Origin of the sequence: Streptomyces sp. Pv4-95, from assembly GCF_045782725.1 — a bacterium.
Lineage (GTDB): Bacteria > Actinomycetota > Actinomycetes > Streptomycetales > Streptomycetaceae > Streptomyces.
The window spans coordinates 5,303,377-5,330,000 of sequence record NZ_CP127172.1; the positions used below are offsets into that span (position 1 = coordinate 5,303,377).

Below are 26,624 nucleotides of genomic sequence, written 5' to 3' on the forward strand. Positions count from 1 at the left end.
CCCTCGTCGCGTCCCGGCCCCGGTGCCCGCGTCGCGTACCGCCCATGGCCTGCGCCACCCTCCATCCCTGCATCGCTCTCCACAACTGACGATGTGTCAGCTACGCTGCGGCGCCATGGCAGCCAACGGCACCAGCGGCGGCACCTCCCGCGCAGGCGACGGCGCCGCCACCGTCGCCGAACTCGTGCTCGCGCAGTGGAACGACCACCGGCCCGGTGTCCTCTGCGGTGACCGCACCCTGACCCACCACGAGCTGGCCGCAGGAGCCGCCGCCCGAGCGGCGTTGCTCGGCGAACTGCTGCCACCCGCGGCAACACCCCACGTCGGTGTACTGCTGGACAACGTCCCCGAATACGCGCTGTGGCTCAGCGCGGCGGCGCTCGCCGGCGCGGCCGTGGCCGGCATCAACCCCACCCGCCGCGGCCCGGAACTCGCCCGCGACATCGCCCATACCGACTGCGCGCTGCTGATCACCGAACGCGCCCATCTCCCGCTGCTGGCCGGGCTGCAACTACCCCTCCCGCCGGACCGTGTGTTCGTCGTGGACGACCCGGCCTTTCGGGACCTGCTCACGCCGTACGAAGGTGTCCGCCCCGCCGAGGTCACCGGCACCGGCCGGCGAGGGACGCCCACCCCGGCCACCCGGATGCTGCTCTGCTTCACCTCCGGATCCACCGGCGCGCCGAAGGCCGCCCTGTGCAGCCAGGGCAGACTGGCGGCCGCCGGCCGTTCGCTGGCCGGATACTTCGGCGTGCGCCGGGACGACGTCCACTACCTCTGCATGCCGATGTTCCACGGCAACGCCGTCATCGCCGGCTGGGCCCCCGCGCTGGCCGGCGGCGCGGCCGTCGCGCTGCGCCGCCGCTTCTCCGCCTCCGCCTTCCTCCCGGACGTCCGCCGCCACGGCGCCACCTACTTCACCTACGTCGGCCGTGCCGTGCAGTACCTGCTCGCCACCCCGCCGGGCCCCGACGACCGCGACCACCGGCTGCGTGCCGGATTCGGCACCGAGGCCGGCAGCGTGGACGCCGCGCGCTTCGCCGAACGGTTCGGTGTGCGCCTCACCGAGGGATACGGCTCGTCCGAGGGCGGCGCCGCGCTCCAGCGCTCGCCGGACACCCCGCCGGGCGCCATCGGGCGGCCCGCCCCTGGGGACGACCTCGCCGTCGTCGACCCGGAGACCGGCGTCGAGCTGCCGCCCGCCCGCCTCGACCCGGCCGGGCGCCTGCTCAACGGCGAACAGGCGATAGGGGAGCTGGTCAACCGCGGCCGCAGTTCCTTCGAGGGGTACTGGCGCAATCCCGAGGCCACCGCCGCCCGCACCCGGGGCCGCGCCGCGGGCCGGGGCGCGGGCTGGTACTGGACAGGTGACCTCTTCTTCCGCGACGCCGAGGGGTTCTTCCACTTCGCCGGGCGCACGGACGACCGCCTGCGGGTCGACAGCGAGAATCTCGCCGCCGCGATGATCGAGAACATCCTTGCCCGCTACGCCCCGGCCGCCGGAGTCGCCGTGTACGCCGTGCCCGATCCCATCGCGGGCGACCAGGTGATGGCGGCCCTCGCCCTTCGCGAGGGCGCGGCCTTCGACCCCGACGACTTCGCGGCGTTCCTCGCCGCCCAGCCGGACCTGGGGACGAAGATGGCACCGCGCTTCGTACGGCCGGTGGCCGCGCTTCCGGTGACCGCCACCAACAAGGTGCACCGCGTCGCGCTGCGCCGGGCCGGATTCCGCTGCCCCGAGCCGGTGTGGTGGTCGCCGCGAGGGGACGGTGCAGCGGGAGGCGCCGAGTCCCAGGGGGCTGCGGGGTGGAGGTACCGGCCGTTCGGCGCGGGGGACCGCGCCGCACTCCTGGCCCTCTACCGCGACCATGAACGGGAGCATCTGCTGGACCGGTGAGCCCCGGCCGGGCCGAGGCAGCGCCGTGCAACGACGAAGTGGGCGTCCCCGGAGAACCGAGAACGCCCACTTCACAGGTGCGCCGCCAGGGACTCGAACCCCGGACCCGCTGATTAAGAGTCAGCTGCTCTAACCAACTGAGCTAGCGGCGCGCGCTGACGAAAGAAATACTACCCGGTCCGAAAGGGTGCTCAGGACCACGTAGGGCGCCCCCTGCCCGCCGGTCAGATCGCGAGCGAGAGCAGCACCGGAGCGGCACGACGGTTGAGGGCATCGGCGGCCTGCCGCAGGCGGTGGGCGTGCTCCAGCGGCATGGACAGCGCGAGGCAGCCCACCGTCGAGCCGGCCGTGATCGGTACGGCGGCGCAGACCGTACCGACGGCGTACTCCTGGAGGTCGAGGACCGGGACCGTCGGCGGCTGGCTGTCGAGCTTGTGGAACAGCACCTTCTCGTTGGTGATCGTCCGGGAGGTGAGCCGGGCGGTCTTGTGACGGGAGAGGTGGTCCTTGCGGCCGTCGTGGTCGAGCTGTGCGAGGAGGCATTTGCCGACCGCGCTGGCGTGTGCCGTACGGCGGAATTCGGCCCACTCGTTGACCTTCGGGGCGAGCGGCCCGTCGGCGTAGTGGAGGATCTTGACCTCGCCGTCGATGTACCGGCTGATGTAGACGGCCGCGCCCACGGAGTCCCGCAGTTCGTCGAGCGTCACCTGCAGCTTGTCCCGAAGGGCCTGGGTGCGCTCACCGCCCGACCCCAGCAGCAGCAGTGAATCGCCGACCACATACGCCCCGTCCCCGACCTGCTCCACATAGCCTTCACGCTGCAGCATCGACAGCATGTGGGAGAGGTGGTCCGGGGACATGGCTGTTTCGCGTGCGATCTGCGCGTCGGTCACGCCGTGGGCGTGCCTGGAGATCGTTTCGAGCACGCGAAGGGCGTACTGCACCGAATGGAACGGCGCGGTCGGCTCGGGCTTCAGCGCCACGGTGTCCCCCTACCAGGTTGTTACCGCTTGCGTCGTGACCGTCGTCGCACCGGACGCGGTCGACGCTTGGCCCGCGACCGTTTCCGTACAACGGGGCTCGTCTCACGATAGCGGTCAACGGCCCTCGATGGAGGGGGTCTTGACCGAAAAGCGTGGGCGGACACGCGTCTGTCCAGGCGCGCGCCACCCTGGCATATGACCATGGCACGGTAAACCCGTTCGGGGGACGGCGGCCGCCGTCGCACGGTGCCCGTGGCGGCGCCCGGCCCCGGCACCTTCACCACGCGCCGGAGCCCGGCCCCCACCTGGGGGACCGGGCTCCGGCGCGTGCGCGGTGTCAGAGCACGGCGCTCAGAAACTCGCGGGTGCGCTCGTGCTCGGGATCCGTGAACATCTGCTCCGGCGGCCCGAATTCGATGACCCGGCCGGCGTCGAACATCATCACGCAGTCGGAGATGTCGCGGGCGAAGTTCATCTCGTGCGTGACGCAGAGCATCGTGATGTCCGTGGTGTGCGCGATGTCCCGCAGGACGTCCAGCACACCGGCCACCAGCTCCGGGTCGAGCGCCGAGGTCACCTCGTCGAGCAGCAGGACCTGCGGCCGCATCGCCAGCGCCCGCGCGATGGCGACCCGCTGCTGCTGGCCGCCCGAGAGCTGGCTCGGGTACTTGTCGAGGTGCTCGGTGAGGCCGACCAGGTCGAGCAGCTCCCGGGCCCGCTCCTCGGCCGCGTCCTTCTCCAGGCCCAGCACGTGCACCGGCGCCTCGGTGATGTTCCGCAGCACCTTCATGTTGGGGAAGAGGTTGAACTGCTGGAAGACCATGCCGATGTTCTTGCGGACCTCACGGCTGTACCGGTCGCTCGCGGGGACGAGCTTGCCGCCCTTCTCCTCGTGCGTGAGGTATTCGCCGTTGAGCTTGATGGTGCCCTCGTCCGGCTTCAGCAGCGTCATCATCAGCCGCAGGATCGTGGTCTTGCCGGAGCCGGAGGGACCGATCAGGGTCACGTGCTTGCCGGAGAAGACCTTCATGTCCAGCGAGTCGAGGACGGTGTGCGAGCCGAACCGCTTGGTGACCTTGTCGAAGTGGATCAGCTCGCTGCCGTCGACCGCCGGGTTGGCCGTCTCCTTGGACCGGTCCGCCGCGTCCTTGGGACCGGTGGTGTTGGGGGTGTTGCTGTCAGCGGACAAGACGACGCTCCAGGGCTCGCAGGAGAAGAGAAGCGGGGTAGGCGATCAGGATGAAGGCGATACCGACGACCGTGTACGGCTCGACGGTCTGGAAGGTCGCGGAGGAGAACTGCCGTGCCTCACCCAGCATCTCCAGCACGCCGATCGCGAAGAGCATCGGCGAGTCCTTCAGCATGGCGATGACGTAGTTTCCCAGCGCAGGGACCACGCGGCGGATGGCCTGCGGCAGGATCACGGCTATCCAGGTGCGGCTGCGCGGCAGGCTCAGCGCGGTGGCCGCCTCCCACTGGCCGGCCGGTACGCCGTCGATGCCGGCGCGGTAGACCTCGGCGGTGTACGTCGAGTAGTGCAGGCCCAGCGCGATCACGCCGGTGACCATGGCGGTGAGCGTGATGCCCCACTCGGGCATGACGTAGTAGAGGAAGAACAGCTGCACCAGCAGCGGGGTGTTGCGCACGAACTCGGTGATCGCGGTCACCGGCCAGCGCACCACCTTGAGGGAGGAGCGCTGCGCCAGGGCCCACACGAGGCCGAGTGCGAAGGCGATCAGTGAACCGAGGGCCAGGGCCTGGAGGGTGACCAGGACGCCCTTCCAGAACGTCGGCAGGAAATCGCCGACCGCGGACCAGTCGAACGTCATCGCACATCACCCTCCGCCGCGGCGCCGGCCGCCGTACCGGTCGCCGGCCCGGCCTGCGTGCCGACGCTCAGCTTGCTTTTCATGGCGGTCCGCTCGGGCGGTGCCTGGCCGATGCCTGCCTTGGCGTGCCGCTCCACCACGCGCATCCCGCGGGTCAGTACAAAGGCCAGCACGAAGTACATGACCAGGATGATCGTGTAGACGGGCGCGCTCTGCGCGGTGGCGTTGCGCACCAGCGAAGCACCGAAGGTGATGTCGCCGACGCCCAGGATCGACACCAGCGCGGTGCCCTTGAGCAGCTCGATCAGCAGGTTGTTGAAGGGCGGGATCATGCCCGGCCAGGCCTGCGGCAGGATGATCTTCCGCAGCTGCTGGGCCGGCGAGAAGCTGAGCGCGATGCCCGCCTCACGCTGCGCCGGGGAGACCGCGGCGACCGCGCCGCGCACCACCTCGGAGCCGTACGCGCCGTAGGTCAGGCCCAGCGTGAGGACGGCGGCCCACATCGGGACCAGCTGCCAGCCGAAGCCCATCGGCAGCACGAAGAACACCCAGAACATCAAGATCAGCGCGGAGGTGCCGCGGAAGATCTCGAAGTAGGCGCCGGACACGAAGCGGACGATCCACAGCCGGTGGGTGCGCGCGACGCCGATCACGAAGGCCACCAGGGCGCCGAGCGCGGCGCTGTAGACGGTCAGCTGAACGGTGATCCACACGCCTTTGAGGAGGAGTTCCCACAAACCCCAGGTGATATCGCTCATGGCCGGCACTTCTCCTTGGCGGTGATCTCCGTCATCTGGTCCTTCTTGAACCCGAAAGGCCGCATCAGGTCCAGGAGCTCGCCGGTCTTCTTCATCTTGTGCAGCTCGCGGTTGAACGCGTCGCGCAGCGCCGTCTCGGGGGTCCGGAAGGCGAAGCCGCCGACATCGATGACCGGCTTGCCGTCCACCAGCGGCGTGACCTCGGCGGTCGCCTCGGCCTTGGTGGTCCTGGACTGGCGTACGACATTGCGCACGGTGACCGCGGTGCCCACGAAGACGTCCACCCGGCCCTGCTCGACGGCGAGCAGGCCGGCCAGCTGGTCCGGGAGCGTGGAGATGTCCTTGACGCCGGCTTCCTTGGCGTAGTCCAGCTCGGCGTATCCGACGCCGGTCGCCATCTTCGCCCCGGTTCTGGCGATGTCCTTATATGTGTGGAGCTTCATCGGATTGCCCTTGCGGACAAGGAAAGCGTCCAGCATCTGGTACTCGGGATCGGCGAAGATGACCTTGGCGCAGCGTTCCGGATTGATGTACATCCCGGCGGCGACCACATCGAACTGCTGAGAATTCAGCCCGACGATCAGCGATCCGAAATCGGTCGGAAAGGGCTCGACCTTGGGTACGCCGAGCCGTTTGAAGATCTCTTTGGCGATGGCGGGTGAGGAGCCGGTCATCTTGCCGTCCCGGCCGATGTAGCTGTACGGCTGCTCACCCGCAAGGCCCAGGGTGACCGAACCTTTCGCACGCAGCCGCTCCAGCAGGTGGCCGCCGTCCTTGGCGTCGGCCGTCGGCACCTGGCTGCAGCCGCTGGTCCCTCCGATCGCACCCGCTGCGCCGAGCGCCGCTACCCCCGCGAGCAGCGAGCGGCGGCGGATGCCGCTAGGCCATTGTCCTTTGGATTCTGAGATGTTCCGTTGTGGTGGCGCCATGGGCGCGCGACTACCCGAACGCCCGGCATATATGCCGATCGTTTCCAGCCCTTGATATAAGCGCCTCGGAGTTGTTCCGTACGCCGGTATTGCCCCCCTACGATCTGGACATGACCGATCGCTTCATCGAAGTCTCCCTGGACAAGCGCGGCGTGAGCTGCACGGCCAAGCTGCTCGACGACCGCGCGCCGATCACCTGCAACGCCGTATGGGACGCCCTCCCGCTCGGCGGCGACGTCTACCACGCCAAGTACGCCCGCAACGAGATCTACACGCTTGTCCCGCCGTTCGCCCCCGAGGAGCCACCGCTGGAGAACCCGACGATCACCCCGATCCCCGGCGATCTGTGCTACTTCACCTTCAGTGACACCCAGTTGGGCACCAAGTCCTACGGCTACGAGACCCAGGCCAAGCACCAGGGCCGCGCCACCGTCGTCGACCTCGCCCTCTTCTACGAGCGCAACAATCTGCTGATCAACGGTGACGCGGGCTGGGTTCCCGGGATCGTGTGGGGTGCCGTCGTCGACGGTCTGGACCGGATGGCCGACGCCTGCCAGGACCTGTGGCGGGCCGGCGCCCTGGGGGAGTCGCTCAACTTCCGCCGGGTGTAGCGGGAGCGGGGATCTCCGCGATCCCCGCTTCGTACAGCGCGTGCGAGGCGCGCAGCACCAGCGCGTCGGCGTGCCGCGCCCCGACCAGCTGCACGCCGATCGGCAGCCCGTCGCCGTCCACCCCGCAGGGGACGGTGGCGGCGGGCTGCTGGGTGAGGTTGAAGGGGTAGGTGAACGGCGTCCAGCCCGTCCAGCGGGTGTGCCCCGACCCGGCCGGCACCTCCGCACCCGCCTCGAACGCGGTGATCGGCTCGGTCGGCGTGATCAGCAGGTCGTAGGTCTCGTGGAAGCGGCCCATCGCCTGGCCCAGCGCCATGCGCGTGTCCACCGCCGCCAGATAGTCCAGTGCGCTGTAGCGGGCCCCCTGGTCGCAGATCTCCCGCAGGCCGGGGTCGAGCAGCTGCCGGTCGGCGTCCCCCAGGTGCTGCACCACCCGGGCCGCACCGCTGAACCACAGCGTGTGGAACGCCTCCACCGGGTCGGCGATGCCCGGATCCACCTCCTCGACGTGCGCGCCGAGCGCGGCGAGCCGGTCGACGGCGCCGCGGACCGCCGCGGCGATCTCGGGCGCCACCGGCACGTCCCAGCCGAGCGACGGGCTGTACGCCACCCGGAGTCCTGCGACCGGGCCGGCCAGGGTCTCGCGGAAGGAGGCGGTGCCCGGCGCGAGCTGCGACCAGTCCCGCCAGTCCGCGCCGGTGATCACGTCCATCATCAGTGCCGTGTCGGCCGCGTCCCGGGTCATCGGGCCGACATGCGCCAGCGTCCCGAACGGGCTCGCCGGATAGAGGGGGACCCGGCCGTAGGTGGCCTTGAGGGCGAAGATCCCGCAGAACGAGGCGGGGATGCGGACCGATCCACCGCCGTCGGTGCCCAGGCTCAGCGGCCCCGCGCCCATCGCCACGGCCGCCGCGCTGCCGCCGCTGGAGCCGCCCGCGGTGCGCCCCGCGTCGTACGGATTGCCCGTCACGCCGTGCCGCGGACTGTCGGTGACACCCTTCCAGCCGAACTCGGGGGTGGTCGTCTTGCCGAGGAACACCGCACCGGCCTGGCGCATCCGGGCCACCGACGGCGCGTCCTCGTCCCAGGCCGGGCCCTCGGCCCGGACCGTGCGCGAACCGCGCAGCGTCGGCGTGCCGCGGGTGAGGATCAGGTCCTTGACGGTGGTCGGCACGCCGTCCACCGGGCCGGCCGGCTCCCCGGCCCGCCAACGCTCCTCCGACTCCTTGGCGGCCGCCAGCGCCTCGTCCGCGGTGATCAGGGTGAAGCAGTTCGTCCGGGCCTGGGCGGCCTCGGCGCGCTCCAAGGCCGCGCGGGTGACCTCGACGGGGGAGAACTCGCCGGCGGCGTACCCGGCCGTGAGCCGCGTGGCGGTGAGATCGGCGAGATGGGTCGGTGCGGTCGTCATGCGTCCTCCGAGCGTGGGCCGCCCCGGAGCGGGGCAGCGGGCGGGTACGGGGCTGCTGCGGGGTGGGGACGTGCGCGGGCGTTGCCGATCGAAGGGCCGGACCGTAACCGGTGGGGCCGTTGGGGCTTATGGGTTCGGGGCTCCTGGGCCCGGAGGCCGGGGGTACGGGAGTGCCCCGGAGGGCGGGAGGCCGACCGGTCCGCGCCGGTCGGCCTCCGCCGCCGTCAGCGCACCGGGACGTAGCCGAGCCGCTTGTCGACGAGGTTGCTCAGGGGCTCGCCGGCGGCCCACTGGTCGAAGTTGTCCTGGAACTGCTCGGCGAGGGCGTCCCGCCAGCCCAGCGTGTCCCCGCTCATATGGGGCGAGATGATCAGGTGCGGGACGTCCCACAGGGGGCTGTCCTCGGGCAGCGGCTCGTGCTGGAAGACGTCCAGGGCGGCCGCGGCGATCCGCCATCCGCGCAGGGCCGCGACGAGATCGTCCTCGACGACCAGCTGTCCACGTCCGATGTTGATGAACCGGGCCTCCGGCTTCATCCGGTCGAACGCCCGCCGGTCGAAGAGATCGCGGGTCGCCTCGGTCAGCGGCGCCGCGCAGACCACCCAATCGGCCTGCGGCAGCAAGCCGTTGAGCGCGTCACTCGCATGGACCGTGCCGAACGAGGGATCCGGTGATCGTTCCCGGCGGCCGACAATATCGACGGTGATGCCCAGCGCCTGGAGGGTGGTGCCGATGGCCCGCCCGATCGGGCCGGACCCCACCACGACCGCGCGGGTGCCGGCGACCCGCAGCGTCTCACGGTGCCGCCAGCGCCGCTGGCGCTGCAATTCCCAACTTCCGTAAAAATCTTTCGCCATGGCGATCACCAGCCCGGCGACGTATTCGGCAATCGGCTGCTCGAAAACGCCGCGCGCGTTGGTCACCAGGGTGTCGTCGGCGATCAGCGCCGGGCACAGCAGCCGGTCCACGCCGGCGCTTGCGGTGTGCACCCAGCGGGGTTTCGGCCCCTCGGAGGGCCAGGAGTCCCGGATCGCATCGGAGGTGAAGTCCCAGGCCAACAGCACGTCGGCGGAGGGGATCAGGTCGGCCAGGGACGCCTCGTCGGCGTAGATCACCTCGGCGCGGCCGGTCAGTCTGTCCAGCTTCGGCGACGGGTCGGAACCAAGGACGAGGACGGTGCTTTCGGACATAGCCAGAAACCGTTCTGAAACGTGAGCCCCTTTTAATGAAGGGGGCGCCGACAGATGCCTGAGATGCGAGGATTGACCACGCTAAGAAGTCGTATCTACGGTGTCAACAACGGCTCTGTCCCGACGTCCCGGCTTGTCCGGCTGCACCAATATCCCCGGCCACTGGCCTGGCCACTCCAGCCCTTCGTTTTTTCTTCTAGGGGCCTTCATGGACGTCTCCTTTCTGGGTGGCCCACAGCCGCAGCTCGGCGTGGGCGTCGTCGCTCCCTTCGACTTCGCGCTCGACCGTGAGCTGTGGCGCTGGGTTCCCGACGATGTCTCCCTCCACCTCACCCGCACTCCCTTCGTGCCCGTCGAGGTCAGCCTCGACCTGGCCCGTCTCGTCAGCGAGCACGAAACCCTGCACGCCGCCGTCCAGGCGCTGTGCGCGGTGTCCCCGCAGGTGATCTCGTACGCCTGCACCTCCGGCAGCTTCGTCGCGGGCATGGCCGGCGAACGGGCCATGTGCGCCGCCATGGCCCAGGCGGGAGAGGTCCCCTCTCTCACCACCTCCGGCGCGCTCATCGAAGCGCTGCGCGAGATCGGCGCCCGCCGCATCGCGGTGGTCACGCCGTACACCAAATCGGTCACCGACTCACTGGAGGACTATCTCGGCGAGGCAGGCATCACGGTCACCGGCCGCGCCTACCTCGGGCTGACCCGGCACATCTGGAAGGTGCCCTACCGCGACGTCGTCGACATGGCCCGCACGGCCGTGGTCGGTGCCGCCGACGCGCTGTTCATCAGCTGCACGAACCTGCCCACCTACGACGTCATCCCGCAGCTCGAGGCCGAGCTGCGGATGCCGGTCCTGTCCGCCAACCAGGTCACGATGTGGGCCGCGCTGCGTGCCATCGGCGTGCAGGCGGTAGGCCCGTATCAGGCACTGCTCGACCCGGTGGCGCGGCGCGGCCCCGCCGCGATGTCCGGGTCGGGAGTCGTCGAGGGAGGACCACGGGTGACGCCCGAGGCCGCCTTCGCCGGCACGTCGGTCCCCCCGCCGGACGGCGAGGTGCCCGACGGCGGCGATCCGCCGCCGTACCTGCCCGACGATCCCGGGCCCCAGCCGCCGGTCTGAGGCCGGCCCGGATCCGACACCCACCCATCCGCTGCCGGCGTCCCCATCGCCGGCAGCGCCCACCCGCACAGCAGCGCCCGCACCCACACGGCTGCACCCGTGCGGATGTAACGGCCGGGCCGTCCTCGCGGCCTCCGGCGCACCCGCGTCCCTGACGCCCCGCCTGCCTTCACCGAACCCCCCCGCATCGGCAGAACCACACCAGCAGAACCACCCGCACCCGCACACCCAAAGGGAGACCTGCATGGCATCGGTCGGCTTCCTCTACCCCGGCTACTCCGCCGAGGACGACTACCCCCGGCTCGAAACGCTCCTGGGCGGCACGGTCAGCCTGCCGCTCGTGCACACCGACATCGGCGAGGACGCCCACCGGGTGGACGCGCTGCTGGAGATGGGCTCCGCCTCGCGGCTCGCCGCCGGCGTCGCGGAGCTGAAGAGCCGTGGCGCCGAAGCCGTCGTATGGGCCTGCACGAGCGCCAGCTTCGTCTTCGGCTGGGAGGGCGCGCACGAACAGGTCCGTGAGCTGTCCGCCACCGCCGGGCTGCCCGCCTCCAGTACGTCCTTCGCCTTCGCGCACGCCGTCCAGGCGCTCGGCGCCCAGCGGGTCGCGATCGCCGCCACCTACCCCGCCGATGTAGCCGAGCACTTCCACGCCTTCCTCAAGTCCGCCGGTACGGAGGTCGTCTCGACCCGCGGCAGCGGCATCATCACCGCCGCCGAGGTCGGCACCTGGGGCCGCGCGGAGGTACTGGAACTCGCCCGCGCGGGCGACCATCCGGACGCCGAGGCGGTCCTGCTGCCGGACACGGCCCTGCACACGGCCGAGCATCTGCCCGCGCTCGAAGCGGAGCTGGGCAAGCCGGTGCTCACCGCCAACCAGGTCACGGCCTGGGAAGGGCTGCGCCTGCTGGACCGCGAGATCGCCTGCCCGGCACTCGGCACTCTCTTCTCGCGACCCGCGCGCACCTGACGCGGGGCCGGCGGCAGGCGGCGGCCGCCCACCGGCCTGCCGCCGGAGCGAGCCGGGTCCCCCGGGGTTCGAACCCCGGGGAAAGGGGCCGGGCCCGCTCCCGGGAATAAGCGGAGAAGTGCTCCGGTTGTCCTCCTCGCACACCGGCAACGCGAGGAGGACCCGCACCGTGAGCGGCGAAGACGACATCCGGGACACCGGCGACGGCATCCGGGGCACCGCCAAGGGCACCGCACCCGTTCCCCTGTCCGTACTCGACCTGGTGACGGTGGGCGCCGGCCGCACCGCGTCCGACGCGGTGCGCACCGCGGTCGGCATCGCGCGGACGGCCGAGCGCCGCGGCTTCCACCGCTACTGGGTCGCCGAGCACCACTCCATGCCCGGCGTCGCATCCTCCTCGCCCGCGGTGCTGCTCGCCCATCTGGCGGCGCACACCGAGTCCATCCGGCTCGGCTCGGGCGGCGTCATGCTGCCCAACCACGCGCCGCTGATCATCGCCGAGCAGTTCGGGACGCTGGAGGCGATGGCCCCCGGCCGCGTCGACCTCGGGCTGGGCCGCGCGCCGGGCACGGACGGCGCCACCGCTGCGGCCCTGCGCAGAAGCGACAGGCTGAACGAAGGCGCCGACGATTTCCCGCAGCAGCTGGCCGAGTTGACCCGGTTCCTCGACGACAGCTTCCCCGACGGCCACCCCTACGCCAAGATCCACGCGGTGCCGGGGCCGGTCCAGGCCACCTCGCCCGGCGGCGTGCAGTCCGCCCACCGGCCGCCGCTGTGGCTGCTCGGCTCCTCGGGCTTCAGCGCCCAGCTCGCGGGATCGCTCGGGCTGCCGTTCGCCTTCGCCCACCACTTCTCCGCGGCCAACACCATCCCCGCGCTCGACCTCTACCGTGCCTCCTTCCGCCCCTCCGAGGTGCTCGCCGAGCCGTACGCCCTGATCGGCGTCTCGGCGCTGGCCACCGAGGAAGAGGAGGAGGCCCGCCGCCAGGTGCTCACCGGCGCGCTCTCCATGATCCGGCTGCGCACCGGCCGCCCCGGCCTGGTGCCGAGCCCGGAGGAGGCCGCCGCGCACCACTTCACCGAGCGGGAGCGCGACTTCGTCGACAGCTGGCTCGGCAACGTCATCCACGGCACCCCGGACGCCGTCCGCCAGGGCCTGGACGACCTCGCCAAGCGCACCGGCGCCGACGAGCTGATGATCACCGCCAACGCCCATGGCGGCCCGGCCCGGCTGCGCTCGTACGAGCTGATCGCGGACGCGTACGGACTGCCGGCGGCCTGACGGGCCTCCGAGGCAGGAGGCCGCCGCGCGCCTCAGCTGCCGGTGCGCCGGCCCGCGTCGAGGAGTGCCTCGACGCGGTCGGGCGGGACCGGCCGGGAGTAGAGCCAGCCCTGGCCGGTGTCGCAGCCGATGCGGCGCAGACGCTCGGCCTGCTCCGAGCTCTCCACGCACTCCGCGGTGACGGTGAGTCCGAGCCGGTGGGCGAGCGCGACCAGCGCCTCCACGATCATCTCGTCCGCCGGGTTGGGGTGCTCCTGGGAGCGGAAGCCGCGGACGAAGGACCCGTCCAGCTTCAGCACGGACACCGGCAGGCGGCTGAGGTAGGCGAGGTTGGAGTAGCCGGTGCCGAAGTCGTCGATGGCGATCCGCACACCCATGTCGCTGAGCGCCTGGAGGGCCTGCAGCGGCCGGCCGGCCGAGCCCATCACCGCGGACTCGGTCAGCTCCAGCTGGAGCAGCCGCGGCGGCAGCCCCGTCTCGGCGAGGATGCCGGCCACGTCCGCGACCAGGTCGGAGTCCCACACCTGACGCACGGCCACATTGACGCTGACGAACAGCGGCTGGTCGCCGGGGTGTGCCAGCTGCCAGGCGCGCGCCTGGTGGCAGGCCCGCTCCAGGACCCAGCGGCCCAGCTCGACGATCGCGCCGTTCTCCTCGGCCAGTGCGATGAAGCGATTCGGCGCGAGTGTCCCGAATTGCGGGTGCCGCCAGCGCACCAACGCCTCGACGCCCTGTGCTCGCCCGTCGTCGAGACCGACGAGCGGCTGGTACTCCAGGGTGAACTCCCCCCGGTCGACCGCCGGCCGCAGCGTGCTGGACAGCGCCTGCCGGGTCATCCGGTGGGCGTTGCGCTCGGGGTCGAAGAGCGTCCAGCGGGCCTTGCCGTCCTCCTTGGCCCAGTACAGCGTGGTGTCCGCGGCCTGCATCAGACCGGTCGCGGTGGTGCCGTTCGCGGTCCGCTCCACCACCCCGATGCTCGCCGAGACCGACAGCCGCTGCCCGGCCAGGTCGAACGGCCGCTGCAGCGCGTCCAGCACGCTCTGGGCCAGCTCGGACAGCTGGTCGGTGCCGGTGGAGTCCTCCACCAGGATCGCGAACTCGTCGCCGCCCAGGCGGGCCACCAGATACCCGCCCCGGCCCGGCCCGCGGTCCCCGGCGCTGTCCGCGCAGCGCATCAGCCGCTGTGCCACCGCGCTCAGCAGCCGGTCGCCGACGCGGTGCCCGAGGGTGTCGTTGACGGCCTTGAAGCCGTCCAGGTCGAGGTAGCACAGGCCGATCCGGCCGGTTCCGGACGGCTCGAAGGTGGCGGTCTCCAAGGTGGTGGAGAGCCGCTCGAAGAACAGGGCGCGGTTGGGCAGCCGGGTGACCGGGTCGTGCATCTGCAGATGCCGCAGCCGGGCCAGTAGATCGTGCCGGTCGCTGATGTCCGCGACCGACAGCAGCACCCGGCCCTCGTGCGCCATCGGCTCGACGGTCACCTCCACCCAGACGGAGTGCCCCTCGGGGTGCTTGAGGCGGCGGGTGCAGCGCAGCCGGTCACTGCGGCCGCACAGCACTTCGCGGTAGGCGGTCCACACCCGCGGGTCCGCCCCGAGATCGGTCAGGTCCGAGGCGGTCGCGGCGACCAGCTCGTCGGGGTCGGCGCCGACCAGTTCGCCGAAGGCGGGGTTGGCGGCGAGGACCAGGCCGTCGCGGTTGAGGACGGCCATCGGGAGGCGGCCGGCGTGAAAGGCGGCGCGGTAGTCGCCGAGCGCGGCGGCCGAGTCGTCGCGGGGGCCGGCGGGGGCGGGGTGAGCGTCACCGGCTCCTTTGGTCGTACCGTTACGCTCCGTTACCGAGGGGAGCGTCGCTCCGGGCGTGCGGCCCGGGCTGTCGGGGTGTCCGCTCACTGCTCGCTCCCGCATGGCGCTTGTCTCGTGATGGAGGGGGGATCTCGCGCTGGAAAGTGTGGCGATCATAGAGGCTGGCGCAGCGGCCGATCCAGCGACGCAGCCGTGATGGTCGGCACGCATGACGGAACTTCAGCCATTTCTGCGCGTGTCTGTTCGTGCAGATTGCCCATTTGGCCGTTTGTCACTTTCCGTTAGGGCGTGGCCGAGACGCGCCGGTCACTCTTCTGGTCCTCCGGAACAGGGCAAATACCTTTAAATCGCCACAGGGTGGGTGAGGGGTCACCGTTCCGTCCCTGGAGGTCGATGTGTCGCGCGCCCAGACACCCGACGGGGTGGACCGCCGCCGCTTGCGGCGCGTCGCGGCCATCGCCACGTCTCTCAGTGCGCTCGTCGCGACGTCCATCGTGGCGGGCCCTGCCACCGCTTCCGAGGCATCCCTCTCCTGCGCGCTCGGGCGCTCCGACGCCCACCACTCCGAGGGTGTGGACTCCTGGAACGGCTCCTACCCCCGTCCGGCCGGCACGCTCGACGCCGTCATGGTCTTCCTGTCCTTCCCGGACTCCGAGCCCGTCGTCCGTACCCGGGACCTCTCCGCGGACTACTTCCCGGCCACCTCCCATTTCTTCCAGCGCGCCTCGTACGGCAGGTTCATGCTGCGGCCGACCATCAAGAAGAAATGGGTGCAGATGCCGCACGCCTCCACCGCTTACGGGATACAGCGGGACTGGGACTCCCATCAACGCGCGGCCTACCTCCGCGACGCGGTCGCCGCCGCGGATTCCACGGTGAACTTCAGCCGCTACGACATGGTCTATTTCGTCGCCGACCCCGACGCCCCCGGTGTCGACTCCGACGCCACCAAGGTCGTCAACCTCGATCAGCCGATGCGCGCCGACAACGCCGACCTCCGCCGCTTCGTCACCGTCTTCGAGCAGAGCCCGCCGGACCGCAACGTCCTCGCCCACGAGACCGGACACGTCTTCGACCTGCCGGACCTCTACCACCGCCCGCAGAGCGGCAACGGCGACTGGGACACCCACGTCGGGGACTGGGACCTCATGGGCAGCCAGTTCGGTCTCGCGCCGGACCCCTTCGCCTGGCACAAGTGGAAGCTCGGGTGGATCACCGACGCCCAGGTCGACTGCGCCGAGCTGACCGGCTCCACCGTGCACACGCTGCAGACGCTGTCCGCCCCCAAGGTGCCGGGCGACAAGCGCCGGCCGCGCCTGCTGGTGGTCCGCACCGGCCCCGACCGCGCGCTCGCCCTGGAGGCGCGCGGCGCCACGGGCAACGACCGGTCGGTCTGCTCCGAGGGTGTCCTCGTCTACCGGGTGCGCAGCGACGTTCCCTCCGGCTCCGGCCCCGTGCAGGTGCTCGACGGGCATCCCCGCACCGAGGCGTGCTGGGGCACCTCCGTCTACCCGCCGCTGGCCGACGCGCCGCTCGGGGTGGGGGAGAGTCTGCGCGACACCGAGGACGGGGTGCGCGTCCAGGTCGTCGGGCGGTCGACCGACGGGGACTGGACGATCAAGGTGGGGGGCGGCTGAGGAAGCCCCTGGGCTTCCGCCGGCAAGGGCTGCTTCATGGCCGACGAAGAAGGCCCTCACCGAGGTGAGGGCCTTCTTCTGTCTGTGCGCCGCCAGGGACTCGAACCCCGGACCCGCTGATTAAGAGTCAGCTGCTCTAACCAACTGAGCTAGCGGCGCCTGCTGACGGGGAAAACATTAGCACCCGGATCGGGGAGGGCAAAAATCGATTCCCCTCACTGCGGGATCAGGGCAGGAAGGCCGCTCCGAGCTGCGCTTTCGACGTACGTGGTGCCTTCTTCGCCCCCGGCGCGGGCGACGCGGAGGCACGCCCAGAGGAGGACGTCCGGGCCGGGGAGCCACGGGTTGCGGACATCGGGGGCGACCAGCCAACGGGAGACGGTCGGGGCGAGGACGTCCTCGGGGGTGCTCCCGTCGGCGGCGGTGGTGGACGCGGCGGGGATCTCCGAGGCGGCCCGGGGGTGCAGCGGCGGGACCGTCACCGCGTCCCCGGTGCCGTGGCACAGCAGCGCCGGCACGGAGGTTCCCCCCTCGCCGCCGGACCTCGCCGACGGCGCCCCCATCCAGTCGAGCAGAGCGGGCAGCCGCTGGGCGGTGCCCGGGGCGGCGAACAGCAGGATCCGGCCGCGCACCGCGGCCACCGGTCCGGAGCCCGGACCCGCCGACCACAGGCGGTCCACCATGCGGCGCCCGAAGAGCGCGGGGGCGTTGATCACGTCGAAGGCGGTGCCGCAGGGCAGGACGCTGGGTGCGGTCGGGCGCGCCGCCCACAGGGTGTGCATGCTGCCCGGGTGAGGGCTGGCGGAGGCGAGCCAGTCGGCGCCGGCGAGGGTGACGTACGCCGTGGTGGGGAACGCGAGATTCCGGGGTGTGTCGGGCAGCCAGTCGCTCATGGGGACAGGTCTACCGATTCCGCGCGATCCGGTGCTGCCGAATGCCGGAATCCGGGACAAGGCCCGGTGGTGAGGAGTATCTTCCCGCCCCTCGCATATGCCAGCGGCTCATGATCATGGACCATGAGCCGTAGCGGGGCGCGTGGGGCGCAGGGGGCGGTTGATCCGCTCAGTCGTTGTCGCCGAGCATCGGGTCGCCGTCGCGCATCAGGCTCCGGCCGAACTCGACCATCTTCTGCGCGTAGTCCTCGGTCCACTCCGCCCGTTCCGCGAGCACCGACAGCGGTAGCCGGTCGAAGCGCCTGGGATCGGCCAGCTGCGCCGCCGCCAGTGCCTGGAACTCCGTCGCCCGGTCGGCGGCCGCCCGGAAGGCCAGCGCCAGCTCCGTCGCACGGCTGAGCAGCTCGCGTGGGTCCTCCATCGACTCCAGGTCGAAGAAGTGCTCGGGGTCGGCGACGGCCTCGGGCGGCTCGAAGAGCAACGCCGCGGGCTTCATCCGCCGGGATGTGGGCGCCGTACCGCGGGGGTCGGGAGCCGGTCGCGGCTCGGACATGGACGTACCTCCTGGATCGTGTGCCGCATTCCATTGTCCCGCCCCGCGCAAGTGGGCCTACGGGCCAGGCCCGCGCCCGCTCCCCGGCCGGGGCACACCTCCTAGGGGCGCCAGGCGACGCGATGCTCCTCCAGATGGGCCAGGACGGCGTGATTGGCCTCCCAGCCGTCCGGGAACTTGACCGTCACACCGAGCTGCACCGGCTCCGTCGAGGGGTGCTCGTCGAGGAGTTCGGCGACCCCCGCCCGGCACACCACGATGCAGGCGTGCCGGTGGCGCGAGGCGAGGACGCACAGCCGGCCGGTCTCCAGATGGAAGGCGGTCGCGTCCGGACGGCCGGAGAGCGGGTGGAGGACGACCGTCACGTCGAACTCGCGGCCCTGCAGGCGGTTGGCGGTGTCCACCGCGACGCCCGTCACCCCGGCGTCGGCGAGCGCGGCGCGGACGGCCGCCGCCTGGTCGCGGTGGGCCGTGCCGACGGCGATCCTGGCGGCCGTGAGCGGGACCGGATCGGGGGAGTTCTCACCGGTCGCGGCGCCACCACGGTCCAGCAGCCGCCGCACCACGGACGCCACGGCGCGCACCGCCTCCGGATCCGTCCGCGGCGTGTGCCGGGCCGGCAGCTCCAGCAGCCCCCAGCCGGACTCCGCGGCCTCGTCCAGGACCCGGTCGACCCCCGAACCGTCCCCGGCCACCCCGAACGCCAGCCGCCGTTCGCCGTGGCCGGTGCCGCTGCGGAACGGCGTGTACGGATAGAACGCGGCGGACACCAGCGGCGCGGCCGTCGCGGGCAGCCGCCAGGACACCGGCAGGCGGTGCTGCGGAAGCCCGGGATTGTGCGCGAGCAGGGTGGACACCGCACTCGCCGACGGGTCGTACGCGAGCCCGGCCCACTGATCGCCGCCGACCACGCTGAACGGATCCAGCTGTCCCGGATCCCCCACGAACAGCGCGCGCTCGAAGAGCCCGGCGACGGCCAGCAGCGCATCGGAGCGCATTTGGTACGCCTCGTCCACGATGGCGTGCCGCCACGGCTCCTCGACCTTGGTGTACGCCCATTTGGCGGCCGTCGAGACGACGACGTCCATCCCGGCCAGATCCGCCACCTTCGCGGACGTGCGGACCGCGGGCAGCTCGGCGAGCGCCGCGTCGAACGCGCCGGGCTCGCTGCTGTGCAGCCGGCCCACGGGCAGGTGCGGATCCTTCTCGGCGAGCCGCAGCACCAGGTCGTCGACCTGTGCGTTGGTCTGCGCCACGACCATCAACGGGCGCCCCGCCGCGGCCAGTTCGCGGGCCGCGCGGACCACCAGGGTCGACTTGCCCGCGCCGGGCGGGGAGTCCACGACCACCCCGCGCTCGGTGCCGTGCAGGGTGTCGGCGAGGATCGCGTCGGTCGCCGCGGCGGCCGCGGCACCGGGGTCGAAGGAGCCCGCACCACGGGAGAGCTGAAGTGCCGTCATGCCGGGCCCTCCAGAATGCCGGTGCCTGCCGGCTGACGGTCGCCGGTCACAGGAAATCCTCCGGGGTGACGGGGTCGGGGATGTCCGCGGGCGCGCCCGCGCCGGAGGCGTCCGGCGGCGGGCCGCCGTGCGTCCAGGGGGTGTCCTCGGGGTCCGGCAGTTCCGGGCCGCCGCGGGGAGCGTGCTCGAACAGCGTCCAGCACACGGTGTCGTCGGGCTCGGGCACCGAACCGGCGTCCGGGGTCTTGCCGCGCCCCATCCCGCCGGTCAGCCGCACCACCAGCGCACCGGGCTCGTCCGCCGCGTACGCGACGAACTCGGCGGGCTGCGATCTGCCGTCGGCCAGCGGACGGTGGAGCTTGGCCCGCTCCGCCAGATGCGGCTGATCGGCCGTGCGGAGGGTGACCAGGGGGCGCGGCATCGGCCGCTTGCCCTCGGAGAACGCCATCTCGACCGCGGTGACCGTGCCGACCAGCGCCTCGCCGGCCAGCCTGCGCCCGGCCATCACCAGCGGGTCGTCCAGGGCTTCCTGGGCGTCCAGTTGCGCCTGCGCGGTCTCCCGGGAGGACAGCTTCCGGGCCGCGGTGATGGCGTCGTCCTGCTTGGGCTGCGGCGGCTCCCCGGCGCGTACCCGGTCGCGGTGCGCGGTGTAGGACCAGCGGTCGCGCTTCCAGCGGTCGGCGACGCGGGGGCCCGCGGGGAGGGCGCGCAGCAGGTCGATGCCCTGCCAGACGGCGTCCCACGTCGGCCGCAACTGCCCCTCGACGAGCGCGCGGACCTCGTCCTCGGCGCCCGGCAGCCCGGCGTCGTAGCGGGCCATCGCGGGGGCGAGCAGCCGGTTGTCGAACGCCGGGTCGGTGGCCGGTCCGGCCGGCGGGCACCGCAACTGGCCGCGCTCGTCCCGCGCGGTCTCCGCGTGCTCGGCCGCCACCGGGCCCGACACGCCCTCCGGCGGGTCGATCCAGGCGAGCAGCGCCCCCAGGTGCTGGTCCTCCAGCATGCTCTGGCCGGTCGCCCAATGACGGGTCAGCAGGCCCGTCATGGACAGCAGCAGGCAGGCGCCGGGCACCCGGGCCCGCTCGCCGACGTGCGTCAGCCAGCGGCCCAGCAGGGGAACGTGCGGCGGCGCGGGGTACGGGGCCTCGGGCTCCTGCTCGGCCGTCCGCCGGAACCGCATCGAGCGTCCCAGCAGCCGTACGAAGTCGATGCCGGAGGCGCTCGGCACGATCAACTGCGGTGCGTCCGCGCACAGTTCGACCTGGACCGGCACCTTCTTGCCGGTCTCCGGGTCGGTCTCCTTGCGCTCCTCCCACTCCACGCCGTCCGCGAAGCCGTCCAGATACGGCAGTACCGACTCGGCCAGCTCGGCGAGGAACGCGAACCGCAGATCGCGGTCGCGGGGCTGCGCCACGGCCAGCAGCAGCGGCTTCTCGCGGTCCGTGCCGACCAGGGCGCCCAGCGGGGCACCGGCCTCGCCCGCGGTGGTCAGCGGAACGAGGACCAGCGGGCGGTCGGAGAGGTGGCGGTGGCGGACCGTGGCCAGCGGCCGGGCGCGGCCGGCCGCCACGGCCTCCATCCGGGCCAGCGTCTCGATCAGCGACATCCGGGCTCCTCGGGCTCCTCGGGGCGTTCCGCTGCGGCCGGGGAGCCGTCGGTCCGCGCGGCGTCGGCCAGAGCCTCCGCTCGCAGCGCGGCGGCTCTGCGCAGGGCCGTCACGGCAGGGTCGTCACAGGCATCCCCGGCATCCCCGGCATCCGCGGTCGGGGTATCCGCACCACGCGGCCCCGGCAGCGCGGAGGCCGCGGAGAGCACCTCGCCGACGGTGCGCAGACCGCCCAACTCGCCCCGCACGCCCCGCCCCAGCGTCTCCACCGCACCGGTGTGGCGGGCGTGCCCCCGGCAGTGGAAGGCCAGCTCGCAGGCGGCCAGGCACTCCGGCGCGTAAGCCGCCTCGACCGCCTCGACGGCCTCCGTCAGCTCCTCGGCCGGCCGGGTCGGTGTGCCGTCGTCCGTGAGCCGCAGGTCGAAGGTGGTCCGCTCGGGCAGCTCGGCGGCGATCTCCTCGACGCGGGTGAGCCGGGCCAGCTGCCGGCGGGTCGTCGCCAGCTGCTTGCGGATGTCGACGGCCGCGGCGGTGGGGAGGTTGGAGAAGTCCTTGGGGCAGACCAGCAGCACCCGGTCGCGGACCCGTACCTCCCGGCCCGTCCGCGCGGCGACGTGCCCCGCGACGGTCTCCAGGGCGAGGACGTACACCGCGGCCTGCCGGGCCGCGGCGCCCACCTTGGCGGCGTCCGCCGCGCCGTCGATCATCGGGAAGGACTTGATCTCGACGACCGTCCAGCTGCCGTCCGGATGGACCACGACCGCATCCGGCTCGACGTAGGCCGGCGAGCCGGCCACCTCGACCGCCAGCATCGGATGGTCGAGCAGCGCCCAGCCGCCGGCCGCGGTCGCCTCGCGCAGCGCGAGGGCCGTACGGGCCGCGCGGCCCTCGGGGCCGGCGGCGGAGAGATCGGGGGTGGCGACCGCCTCGGCCTCGGGCGCGGGGGTGCCCGGCCGGAGCCGTTCGTGCAGCAGCCGCATCAGGTCCTGCCCGCCGTCCGCCTTCACCCGCGCCTCGAAGGCGTTGCCGCGGACGAGCGCGAACTGCGACTGGCCGTACGCCGCGGGCGAGCCGAGCGCGCGGGCCAGCGCGCCCTTGTCGATGCCCGCGCCGTCCAGCAGCGCGCGGCGGCGGCAGCCGGGGTTGGCGGCCAGTGCGGCGAGGGCGCGGGCATCGAGGGAGCGGGGCGGTACGCCGGGGCCGCGCAGCTCGGTGAGCCGCCCCCGGCCGATGCCGGGAGGCGCCCCCTGCCGCGGGCCGGGCGTCGGCATCGGCTGCGCCGCCTGCGGTGCGGCTGCCGCGGGTCGGCTGTCGCGGGAAACGTTCACCTGCGGAAGTCTCGCATCCGGCACCGACATGTGGGGCGAGGGCCGCATGTTCCCCCGAGGATCGCTGCCCGCGTCCCCGCCCACGGACAAAACGACCCCATGCGCGATGATGGAGTTCCCGCGGTCGGCGCAGGCGGAAAGCCGGTGCCCGGCCCGCACCGAGCGAGACAAGCCGGGTGACCGGCGAGAGGTACGACCCATGGCAGCGCGCATTCTCCTGGCCAGGCACGGGCAGACGGAGTGGTCCCTTTCCGGCAAGCACACCGGACGGACGGACATCCCCCTGCTGGACGAGGGCCGGCGCGGCGCCAAGCTGCTGGGGGAGCGGCTGCACCGCACGCCCTGGAACGGCCTGCCGGACGTCGAGGTGCGCACCAGCCCGCTGGTCCGCGCGAAGGAGACCTGCGAGCTGGCCGGCTTCGGCGACCGGGCGCAGGACTGGGACGCCCTGATGGAGGTCGACTACGGCGCGTACGAGGGGCTGACCCCGGCCGAGATCAAGGCCGGGCGGCCGGACTGGCTCATCTGGCGGGACGGGGTCCCGGAAGGAGAGACGCTCGCCGAGGTCTCGGCGCGGGTCGACGAGGTCGTGGCATGGGCCCGCTCCGCCGACCGTGACGTCCTGGTCTTCGCGCACGGCCACATCCTGCGCGCGCTCGGCGCCCGCTGGCTTGGCCTGGACATCTCCTTCGGGGCCCGCATCCGCCTGGAGCCGACGTCCCTGTCGGTGCTCGGCTGGGCCTACGGCGAACCGGCGATCGAACGCTGGAACGACACCGGGCACCTGGGCTGACGGCGGCCCCGCCTCAGGCCGGCTGACGGCCCGTCGGTTCCGCCGGGTCGGCGGACTCCTCGTGCCGGTCCAGGAAGTGCGCGACCGGCGCGAGGCCGCGGTGCGGGCGCAGAGCGCGGGCCGTGCCGTCGAGCATCGTGCGGATCCGCGCCGAGCGGACCTGCTGAAGCAGCGCCAGCGCCCGGGTGCCGGCCTCGGCGGCCTCCTCGGGGGCCCCACCGGCCGCGAGATTGCCCGCGAGTTCCGCGGTGAACAGGGCGATGTTGCGGCTGAAATGAGGGTCCTGCAGGGCCACCGCCCGGTGTGCGTGCTCCGCCGCGCGCCCCCGCTCGCCCAGGGCCGACCAGCACTGCGCCTCCAGACCCTCCAACTCGGCCTCGCCGTAGAAGGTCATCCACTCCGGGTCGCTGTCCGAGGGTCCGCCCGCGAAGAGGCGCTGCGCGCGGACCAGCGCCTGCTCGCAGCCCGTACGGTCGGCCAGGCCCGCCCAGCCGCCCGCCTCGCGCAGGGCGAGCAGCGACAGCAGGCGGGGCGACCCGAGGTGCTTGGCGGCCTGTTGGGCGGCCTGCGCGGCACGCACCGCCTCGCGGGGCCGGCCGGCGTCGCGGGCGAGAAAGGCGGTGTTGCAGAAGGCGTGTGCCTCCAGGGCCGGATCGCCGCACACCCGGGCCGTGGCCAGGGCCTCGGCGTAGTGCGAGCGGGCGTCGTCGAAACGGCCCGAGTCGTGTGCCAACCAGCCGACGGTGATGGCGAGTTCCCCGGCTCCGGAATGCAGCCGGTCCGCGACGGAACGGCGCTGGACACCGGAGTCCAGCAACTCGTAGGCGGCGCGCAGCGGCTGGGTCGCGCGGCGGTAGATGCCCTCCGCGCCGTGCCGGTCGTCCAGCAGCCGGATCCGCCGGACGGCTTCCTCGACGGCGGTCGCCTCGGTGGCGCCGGCCCGGCTGCCGGCGGAACGCGGGCCGGGGACGGCGATGGCGGCGGAACTCAGGGGATGCAGGGTGGTGATGCCCAGGGCGGCCGCCGGGCCGCCGGTGATGAACGCGCGACGCAGCACGTCGCTCTCCTCGCAGATCTGGATACAGGTATCGCGGTGGTCGGTGTCGGTTGCCAGGGGCGCGGTGTCGGTCGTCGCCGTACGCGCCCCCCGTCCGCGTACCGTCTCGCGTGGCGCGAACCCCATGTCGGGCAGCGTCAGACCGGGGAACATGTGCCGGAACACCCGCTCATAGGCGTAGTTCGGACACCGGATCTCCCCGGACTCGACGCGGCCCACATAGCGGGCGTCGCACGAGACCTGCTCGCCGATCTCACGGGCGGACCGACGGACCGCCGCCGCGAACTCGCCCGGTGACAGCCTGCCGCGCAGCTGTCGGAAGGCGGTGTTCGGGCGGGCGGATACGGTGCGGGACGACGCTGATCGTGCTGGTTGCGACGCCATGGCGGACCCTCTCCGTGCCATCTTCGTGCTCTGCCGCGTCTGGCGGTGCGGCGGGACGACCGTACTAGCTGTGACGGTTGCACCACACAGAGTTTGGCCACAAATCGGATATCTCTCCCGCGATCCGCCATGAAGTGCCATCCTTTGCAGCGTTACGCCGCCGTAGCCGTTGACGCGCCACGCCGTTGAAGACGATGTAAAGGGTGCGGTGCGTGCATGAGGAGGGGTTCTCCGTGTGGGAGACCGGCGTGAGCAGAGGCGTCAAGGGTTCCGCGGCCCGGGGCGCCGGCCGTACGGGGCACACCGTGGCAGGCGGCGCACCGGCCATCGCGGCCGCCCCGGGCCACCACCCCCTCCGGGAGCGGACCGCGCTGCCCGACCCCGCGCAGCCCTGTGACCTCGTCACGGTGCCGGCGCGGCAGGGCCTGGAGGCGGTCGACATCCTGCGGCTGCGGGACGGTGTCGGCCCGGTGCTGCACGACGGGGCCTGTCACACGCTGGGCTTCCTGGTGCCGCCCGGCACGGCCGACGGGTGGGACGTGCCGGGCAGCGCCTGTACGCAGACGCACGGCCGCGGACTCGCGCTGAGCGCGGCCCACGGCGAGGAGGGGGCCGTCATCGAGCCCCCGGTGACGGGCACCGGCTGGCTGGTCCCCCCGGAAGGCGCGTTCGCCGCGGCCACCGACCCCACCGTGCTGCGCGAGGCGCTGGGTCAGGCGGCCCGCACGATCGAGGCCGTCGACCGCTGCCAGTGACGCGGTGAACGGCGAGGGGCCGCCCGGACGAACCGGGCGGCCCCTCGTGGCGAACGCGCCTAGTGGGTGCGCCCGGCGGTGGGGGCACCCGGAGCCGGGTCGGCGACGGCCGGGGCGCCGTCCCTGGCCGGACGGGGGATGGTGACGCGCCCGGGGCGGTCGCCCAGCCGGCGCCGCACTCCGCGCATCAACCGCTCCGCGGTGAACGTCGCGCCGTAGACGAAGCGCATCGACGGGCCGAACGACGGCGCCGTCAGCAGACCCGCGAAGAACAGCCCGGGCCACGAGGACTCGAAGCCGGAGGTCAGCTCCGGCGCCCGGCTGACGCCCACCGTCCGCAGTGTGCCGCGCACCTGGGGGTCCAGCAGCCGCAGCCGTCCGAGGTCGGGGGTGAAGCCGGTGGCCGCCAGCACGTGCTCGGTGTCCAGGGTCTCGGTGCCGCCGTCCCTCTTGGTGAGGTCCAGGCGCACTCCGCCGTCCCGGGTCGCCGCGGCCCGGATCCGGTGACCGAGGATGACCGGTACCGCGGACTCGAACCGGTCGCGCAGCCACCAGGCGCCGGCCGGGCCCAGCGCGGTCTCCGCGATGTGCACCCGCGCCGAGGCGGGCAGTCTGCGCACCGCCCAGGGGATCTCCGACCAGACCCAGTTCGGCCAGCCGGTGCCCAGACCGCTGTGCGGATCGCGCAGCGCGCGCAGCCGTCCGCGCTCCAAGGGCTGCGGCGGGGTGTTCCAGTTGAGCCGGTCGGCGCGGGCGAGGATGCGGGCCCGGGCGCCCTCCTCGGCGAGCAGCGCCGCGGTCTCCAGGGCGGCCTGACCCGAGCCGACCACCGTGACGTCCCGGCCGGCGAAGCGGCTCAGGTCGTGGTGGTCGCTGCTGTGGGAGGCGAGGTCCGGGGACAGGCCGTGCAGCGGCTCGGGCCGGTTGACGAACGGCATCACGCCGATGGCGAGCACGACGGTCCGGGCCGCGATGGTCTCGCCGGCGTCCGTCTCCACCCGGAAGCCTCCGGCGTCCGGCCGTACGGAGGTGACGGTGACCTCCTCGACCTGCGGAACCGCCCGCTCCCCGAACCACTGGCCGTAGGCGGTGAAGGTGCCGATCGGGAGGGGGACGCCGTGGCGTACGGCCACGTCGTGGGTGGCGCAGTAGTCCGCGAGGGTGTGGTCACCGCCCGGGGCGGACAGGTTGGAGGACCAGGGTTCCGACTTGAGGAACATGCCGCCCGGCATGTGATCGCGCCAGGAGGCCATCGGGCGGCCCAGCACCCGCAGGCTCAGCCCGGCCGCGGCCGCGTGGGCGGCGATCGAGAGTCCGTAGGGGCCGGCGCCCACCACCACGAGGTCGTACATGGGAGTCCCTGCTCTTTCTCATTGTGTGGTCGG

23 protein-coding genes and 2 tRNA genes are annotated in these 26,624 nt (G+C 72.6%); 8 read left to right on the forward strand and 17 right to left on the reverse strand.

From position 1 onward, the window contains the following. The first annotated feature begins 115 nt into the window (after positions 1 to 115). A complete protein-coding gene (locus tag QOM21_RS23245; protein WP_407552870.1) occupies positions 116 to 1,897 on the forward strand; it encodes an AMP-binding protein in 1,782 nt (593 codons plus the stop codon). A gap of 78 nt (positions 1,898 to 1,975) precedes the next feature. On the opposite strand, the gene QOM21_RS23250 is transcribed toward QOM21_RS23245, so the two are convergent. From QOM21_RS23250 to ehuB, 6 genes are all read right to left on the reverse strand, one after another. Next, positions 1,976 to 2,049 (reverse strand) — tRNA-Lys (locus QOM21_RS23250). A gap of 72 nt (positions 2,050 to 2,121) precedes the next feature. Beyond that, on the reverse strand, positions 2,122 to 2,880 hold the full coding sequence (locus QOM21_RS23255; RefSeq protein WP_407552872.1) for an IclR family transcriptional regulator: 759 nt from the start codon (positions 2,878 to 2,880) through the stop codon (positions 2,122 to 2,124). 337 nt (positions 2,881 to 3,217) lie between these two features. After that, a complete protein-coding gene (gene ehuA / locus QOM21_RS23260) occupies positions 3,218 to 4,069 on the reverse strand; it encodes an ectoine/hydroxyectoine ABC transporter ATP-binding protein EhuA (RefSeq protein ID WP_407552874.1) in 852 nt (283 codons plus the stop codon). Next, entirely contained in the window at positions 4,059 to 4,709 is a 651-nt protein-coding gene (gene ehuD, locus QOM21_RS23265) for an ectoine/hydroxyectoine ABC transporter permease subunit EhuD (RefSeq protein ID WP_407552876.1), read from the reverse strand. Before ehuD ends, ehuA begins: the two co-directional genes overlap by 11 nt. Further along, a complete protein-coding gene (ehuC, locus tag QOM21_RS23270) occupies positions 4,706 to 5,467 on the reverse strand; it encodes an ectoine/hydroxyectoine ABC transporter permease subunit EhuC (protein ID WP_407552877.1) in 762 nt (253 codons plus the stop codon). The genes ehuD and ehuC overlap by 4 nt, the downstream gene beginning before the upstream one ends. Further along, positions 5,464 to 6,396, reverse strand: coding sequence for an ectoine/hydroxyectoine ABC transporter substrate-binding protein EhuB (gene ehuB, locus QOM21_RS23275; RefSeq protein ID WP_407552879.1), 933 nt, complete (start codon positions 6,394 to 6,396; stop codon positions 5,464 to 5,466). Before ehuB ends, ehuC begins: the two co-directional genes overlap by 4 nt. Positions 6,397 to 6,506: 110 nt before the next feature. Here ehuB and QOM21_RS23280 point away from each other — a divergent pair, with 110 nt between their 5' ends. Beyond that, complete coding sequence (locus QOM21_RS23280; RefSeq protein ID WP_393895393.1) at positions 6,507 to 7,007, forward strand: DUF3830 family protein; 501 nt, start codon at positions 6,507 to 6,509, stop codon at positions 7,005 to 7,007. Here the strand turns inward: QOM21_RS23280 and QOM21_RS23285 are convergent. Both QOM21_RS23285 and QOM21_RS23290 read right to left on the reverse strand, forming a co-directional pair. Further along, on the reverse strand, positions 6,988 to 8,415 hold the full coding sequence (locus QOM21_RS23285) for an amidase (protein WP_407552881.1): 1,428 nt from the start codon (positions 8,413 to 8,415) through the stop codon (positions 6,988 to 6,990). The genes QOM21_RS23280 and QOM21_RS23285 overlap by 20 nt on opposite strands. A 224-nt stretch (positions 8,416 to 8,639) precedes the next feature. Next, a complete protein-coding gene (locus tag QOM21_RS23290) occupies positions 8,640 to 9,605 on the reverse strand; it encodes a D-2-hydroxyacid dehydrogenase (protein WP_407552883.1) in 966 nt (321 codons plus the stop codon). Between the two features lie 208 nt (positions 9,606 to 9,813). On the opposite strand from QOM21_RS23290, the gene QOM21_RS23295 reads away from it, so the two are divergent. The 3 genes from QOM21_RS23295 (at position 9,814) to QOM21_RS23305 (ending at position 12,974) form a co-directional block, all read left to right on the forward strand. Further along, positions 9,814 to 10,722, forward strand: a complete 909-nt coding sequence (locus QOM21_RS23295) for a decarboxylase (RefSeq protein WP_407552885.1) — start codon at positions 9,814 to 9,816, stop codon at positions 10,720 to 10,722. Between the two features lie 244 nt (positions 10,723 to 10,966). Beyond that, the gene (locus QOM21_RS23300; protein WP_393895397.1) at positions 10,967 to 11,692 is read left to right on the forward strand and encodes a decarboxylase; all 726 of its coding nucleotides are present in this window, start codon (positions 10,967 to 10,969) and stop codon (positions 11,690 to 11,692) included. 169 nt (positions 11,693 to 11,861) lie between these two features. Continuing rightward, the gene (locus QOM21_RS23305) at positions 11,862 to 12,974 is read left to right on the forward strand and encodes an LLM class flavin-dependent oxidoreductase (RefSeq protein ID WP_407552887.1); all 1,113 of its coding nucleotides are present in this window, start codon (positions 11,862 to 11,864) and stop codon (positions 12,972 to 12,974) included. A gap of 32 nt (positions 12,975 to 13,006) precedes the next feature. On the opposite strand, the gene QOM21_RS23310 is transcribed toward QOM21_RS23305, so the two are convergent. Beyond that, positions 13,007 to 14,878 (reverse strand): putative bifunctional diguanylate cyclase/phosphodiesterase, encoded by a 1,872-nt coding sequence (locus tag QOM21_RS23310; protein ID WP_407552889.1) that lies wholly within the window; start codon positions 14,876 to 14,878, stop codon positions 13,007 to 13,009. A gap of 293 nt (positions 14,879 to 15,171) precedes the next feature. Between QOM21_RS23310 and QOM21_RS23315 the strand changes: the two genes are divergently transcribed. Continuing rightward, positions 15,172 to 16,413 (forward strand): M6 family metalloprotease domain-containing protein, encoded by a 1,242-nt coding sequence (locus QOM21_RS23315; RefSeq protein WP_407552891.1) that lies wholly within the window; start codon positions 15,172 to 15,174, stop codon positions 16,411 to 16,413. Between the two features lie 85 nt (positions 16,414 to 16,498). Here the strand turns inward: QOM21_RS23315 and QOM21_RS23320 are convergent. The 6 genes from QOM21_RS23320 to QOM21_RS23345 all read right to left on the reverse strand — a co-directional run bounded on the left by QOM21_RS23320 (position 16,499) and on the right by QOM21_RS23345 (position 22,298). Continuing rightward, a tRNA-Lys gene (locus tag QOM21_RS23320) sits at positions 16,499 to 16,572 on the reverse strand. 56 nt (positions 16,573 to 16,628) lie between these two features. Beyond that, positions 16,629 to 17,306, reverse strand: a complete 678-nt coding sequence (locus tag QOM21_RS23325; RefSeq protein ID WP_407552893.1) for a hypothetical protein — start codon at positions 17,304 to 17,306, stop codon at positions 16,629 to 16,631. 169 nt (positions 17,307 to 17,475) lie between these two features. Beyond that, complete coding sequence (locus QOM21_RS23330; protein ID WP_407552895.1) at positions 17,476 to 17,859, reverse strand: hypothetical protein; 384 nt, start codon at positions 17,857 to 17,859, stop codon at positions 17,476 to 17,478. 101 nt (positions 17,860 to 17,960) lie between these two features. Then, positions 17,961 to 19,319 carry an AAA domain-containing protein gene (locus QOM21_RS23335; RefSeq protein ID WP_407552897.1) on the reverse strand — a complete coding sequence of 453 codons (1,359 nt, stop codon included), beginning with the start codon at positions 19,317 to 19,319 and terminating at the stop codon, positions 17,961 to 17,963. 46 nt (positions 19,320 to 19,365) lie between these two features. Beyond that, on the reverse strand, positions 19,366 to 20,922 hold the full coding sequence (locus QOM21_RS23340) for a hypothetical protein (protein ID WP_407552899.1): 1,557 nt from the start codon (positions 20,920 to 20,922) through the stop codon (positions 19,366 to 19,368). Next, positions 20,913 to 22,298 carry a hypothetical protein gene (locus tag QOM21_RS23345; RefSeq protein WP_407552901.1) on the reverse strand — a complete coding sequence of 462 codons (1,386 nt, stop codon included), beginning with the start codon at positions 22,296 to 22,298 and terminating at the stop codon, positions 20,913 to 20,915. Before QOM21_RS23345 ends, QOM21_RS23340 begins: the two co-directional genes overlap by 10 nt. A 151-nt stretch (positions 22,299 to 22,449) precedes the next feature. Between QOM21_RS23345 and QOM21_RS23350 the strand changes: the two genes are divergently transcribed. After that, positions 22,450 to 23,043, forward strand: a complete 594-nt coding sequence (locus QOM21_RS23350) for a histidine phosphatase family protein (RefSeq protein ID WP_407552902.1) — start codon at positions 22,450 to 22,452, stop codon at positions 23,041 to 23,043. Positions 23,044 to 23,056: 13 nt separating this feature from the next. On the opposite strand, the gene QOM21_RS23355 is transcribed toward QOM21_RS23350, so the two are convergent. After that, positions 23,057 to 24,484 carry a tetratricopeptide repeat protein gene (locus QOM21_RS23355; RefSeq protein ID WP_407552904.1) on the reverse strand — a complete coding sequence of 476 codons (1,428 nt, stop codon included), beginning with the start codon at positions 24,482 to 24,484 and terminating at the stop codon, positions 23,057 to 23,059. Between the two features lie 212 nt (positions 24,485 to 24,696). Here QOM21_RS23355 and QOM21_RS23360 point away from each other — a divergent pair, with 212 nt between their 5' ends. Further along, positions 24,697 to 25,239, forward strand: a complete 543-nt coding sequence (locus tag QOM21_RS23360) for a hypothetical protein (RefSeq protein ID WP_407552906.1) — start codon at positions 24,697 to 24,699, stop codon at positions 25,237 to 25,239. A 59-nt stretch (positions 25,240 to 25,298) separates the two neighbouring features. Here QOM21_RS23360 and QOM21_RS23365 read toward each other — a convergent pair whose 3' ends face one another. Continuing rightward, positions 25,299 to 26,591, reverse strand: coding sequence for an NAD(P)-binding domain-containing protein (locus tag QOM21_RS23365; protein WP_407552908.1), 1,293 nt, complete (start codon positions 26,589 to 26,591; stop codon positions 25,299 to 25,301). Positions 26,592 to 26,624: the final 33 nt, after the last annotated feature.

What these genes read in the sequence shown, in the direction of transcription:
- QOM21_RS23245 (WP_407552870.1), top strand. Translation starts at nt 116, where the DNA reads ATGGCAGCCAACGGCACCAGCGGCGGCACCTCCCGCGCAGGCGACGGC.
- QOM21_RS23300 (WP_393895397.1), top strand. Translation starts at nt 10,967, where the DNA reads ATGGCATCGGTCGGCTTCCTCTACCCCGGCTACTCCGCCGAGGACGAC.
- QOM21_RS23335 (WP_407552897.1), bottom strand. Translation starts at nt 19,319, where the DNA reads ATGACGGCACTTCAGCTCTCCCGTGGTGCGGGCTCCTTCGACCCCGGT.
- QOM21_RS23365 (WP_407552908.1), bottom strand. Translation starts at nt 26,591, where the DNA reads ATGTACGACCTCGTGGTGGTGGGCGCCGGCCCCTACGGACTCTCGATC.
- QOM21_RS23325 (WP_407552893.1), bottom strand. Translation starts at nt 17,306, where the DNA reads ATGAGCGACTGGCTGCCCGACACACCCCGGAATCTCGCGTTCCCCACC.
- QOM21_RS23345 (WP_407552901.1), bottom strand. Translation starts at nt 22,298, where the DNA reads ATGCGGCCCTCGCCCCACATGTCGGTGCCGGATGCGAGACTTCCGCAG.
- ehuD (WP_407552876.1), bottom strand. Translation starts at nt 4,709, where the DNA reads ATGACGTTCGACTGGTCCGCGGTCGGCGATTTCCTGCCGACGTTCTGG.
- QOM21_RS23350 (WP_407552902.1), top strand. Translation starts at nt 22,450, where the DNA reads ATGGCAGCGCGCATTCTCCTGGCCAGGCACGGGCAGACGGAGTGGTCC.
- QOM21_RS23355 (WP_407552904.1), bottom strand. Translation starts at nt 24,484, where the DNA reads ATGGCGTCGCAACCAGCACGATCAGCGTCGTCCCGCACCGTATCCGCC.
- ehuB (WP_407552879.1), bottom strand. Translation starts at nt 6,396, where the DNA reads ATGGCGCCACCACAACGGAACATCTCAGAATCCAAAGGACAATGGCCT.
- QOM21_RS23295 (WP_407552885.1), top strand. Translation starts at nt 9,814, where the DNA reads ATGGACGTCTCCTTTCTGGGTGGCCCACAGCCGCAGCTCGGCGTGGGC.
- QOM21_RS23340 (WP_407552899.1), bottom strand. Translation starts at nt 20,922, where the DNA reads ATGTCGCTGATCGAGACGCTGGCCCGGATGGAGGCCGTGGCGGCCGGC.
- QOM21_RS23280 (WP_393895393.1), top strand. Translation starts at nt 6,507, where the DNA reads ATGACCGATCGCTTCATCGAAGTCTCCCTGGACAAGCGCGGCGTGAGC.
- QOM21_RS23310 (WP_407552889.1), bottom strand. Translation starts at nt 14,878, where the DNA reads ATGCGGGAGCGAGCAGTGAGCGGACACCCCGACAGCCCGGGCCGCACG.
- ehuC (WP_407552877.1), bottom strand. Translation starts at nt 5,467, where the DNA reads ATGAGCGATATCACCTGGGGTTTGTGGGAACTCCTCCTCAAAGGCGTG.
- QOM21_RS23330 (WP_407552895.1), bottom strand. Translation starts at nt 17,859, where the DNA reads ATGTCCGAGCCGCGACCGGCTCCCGACCCCCGCGGTACGGCGCCCACA.
- QOM21_RS23290 (WP_407552883.1), bottom strand. Translation starts at nt 9,605, where the DNA reads ATGTCCGAAAGCACCGTCCTCGTCCTTGGTTCCGACCCGTCGCCGAAG.
- QOM21_RS23285 (WP_407552881.1), bottom strand. Translation starts at nt 8,415, where the DNA reads ATGACGACCGCACCGACCCATCTCGCCGATCTCACCGCCACGCGGCTC.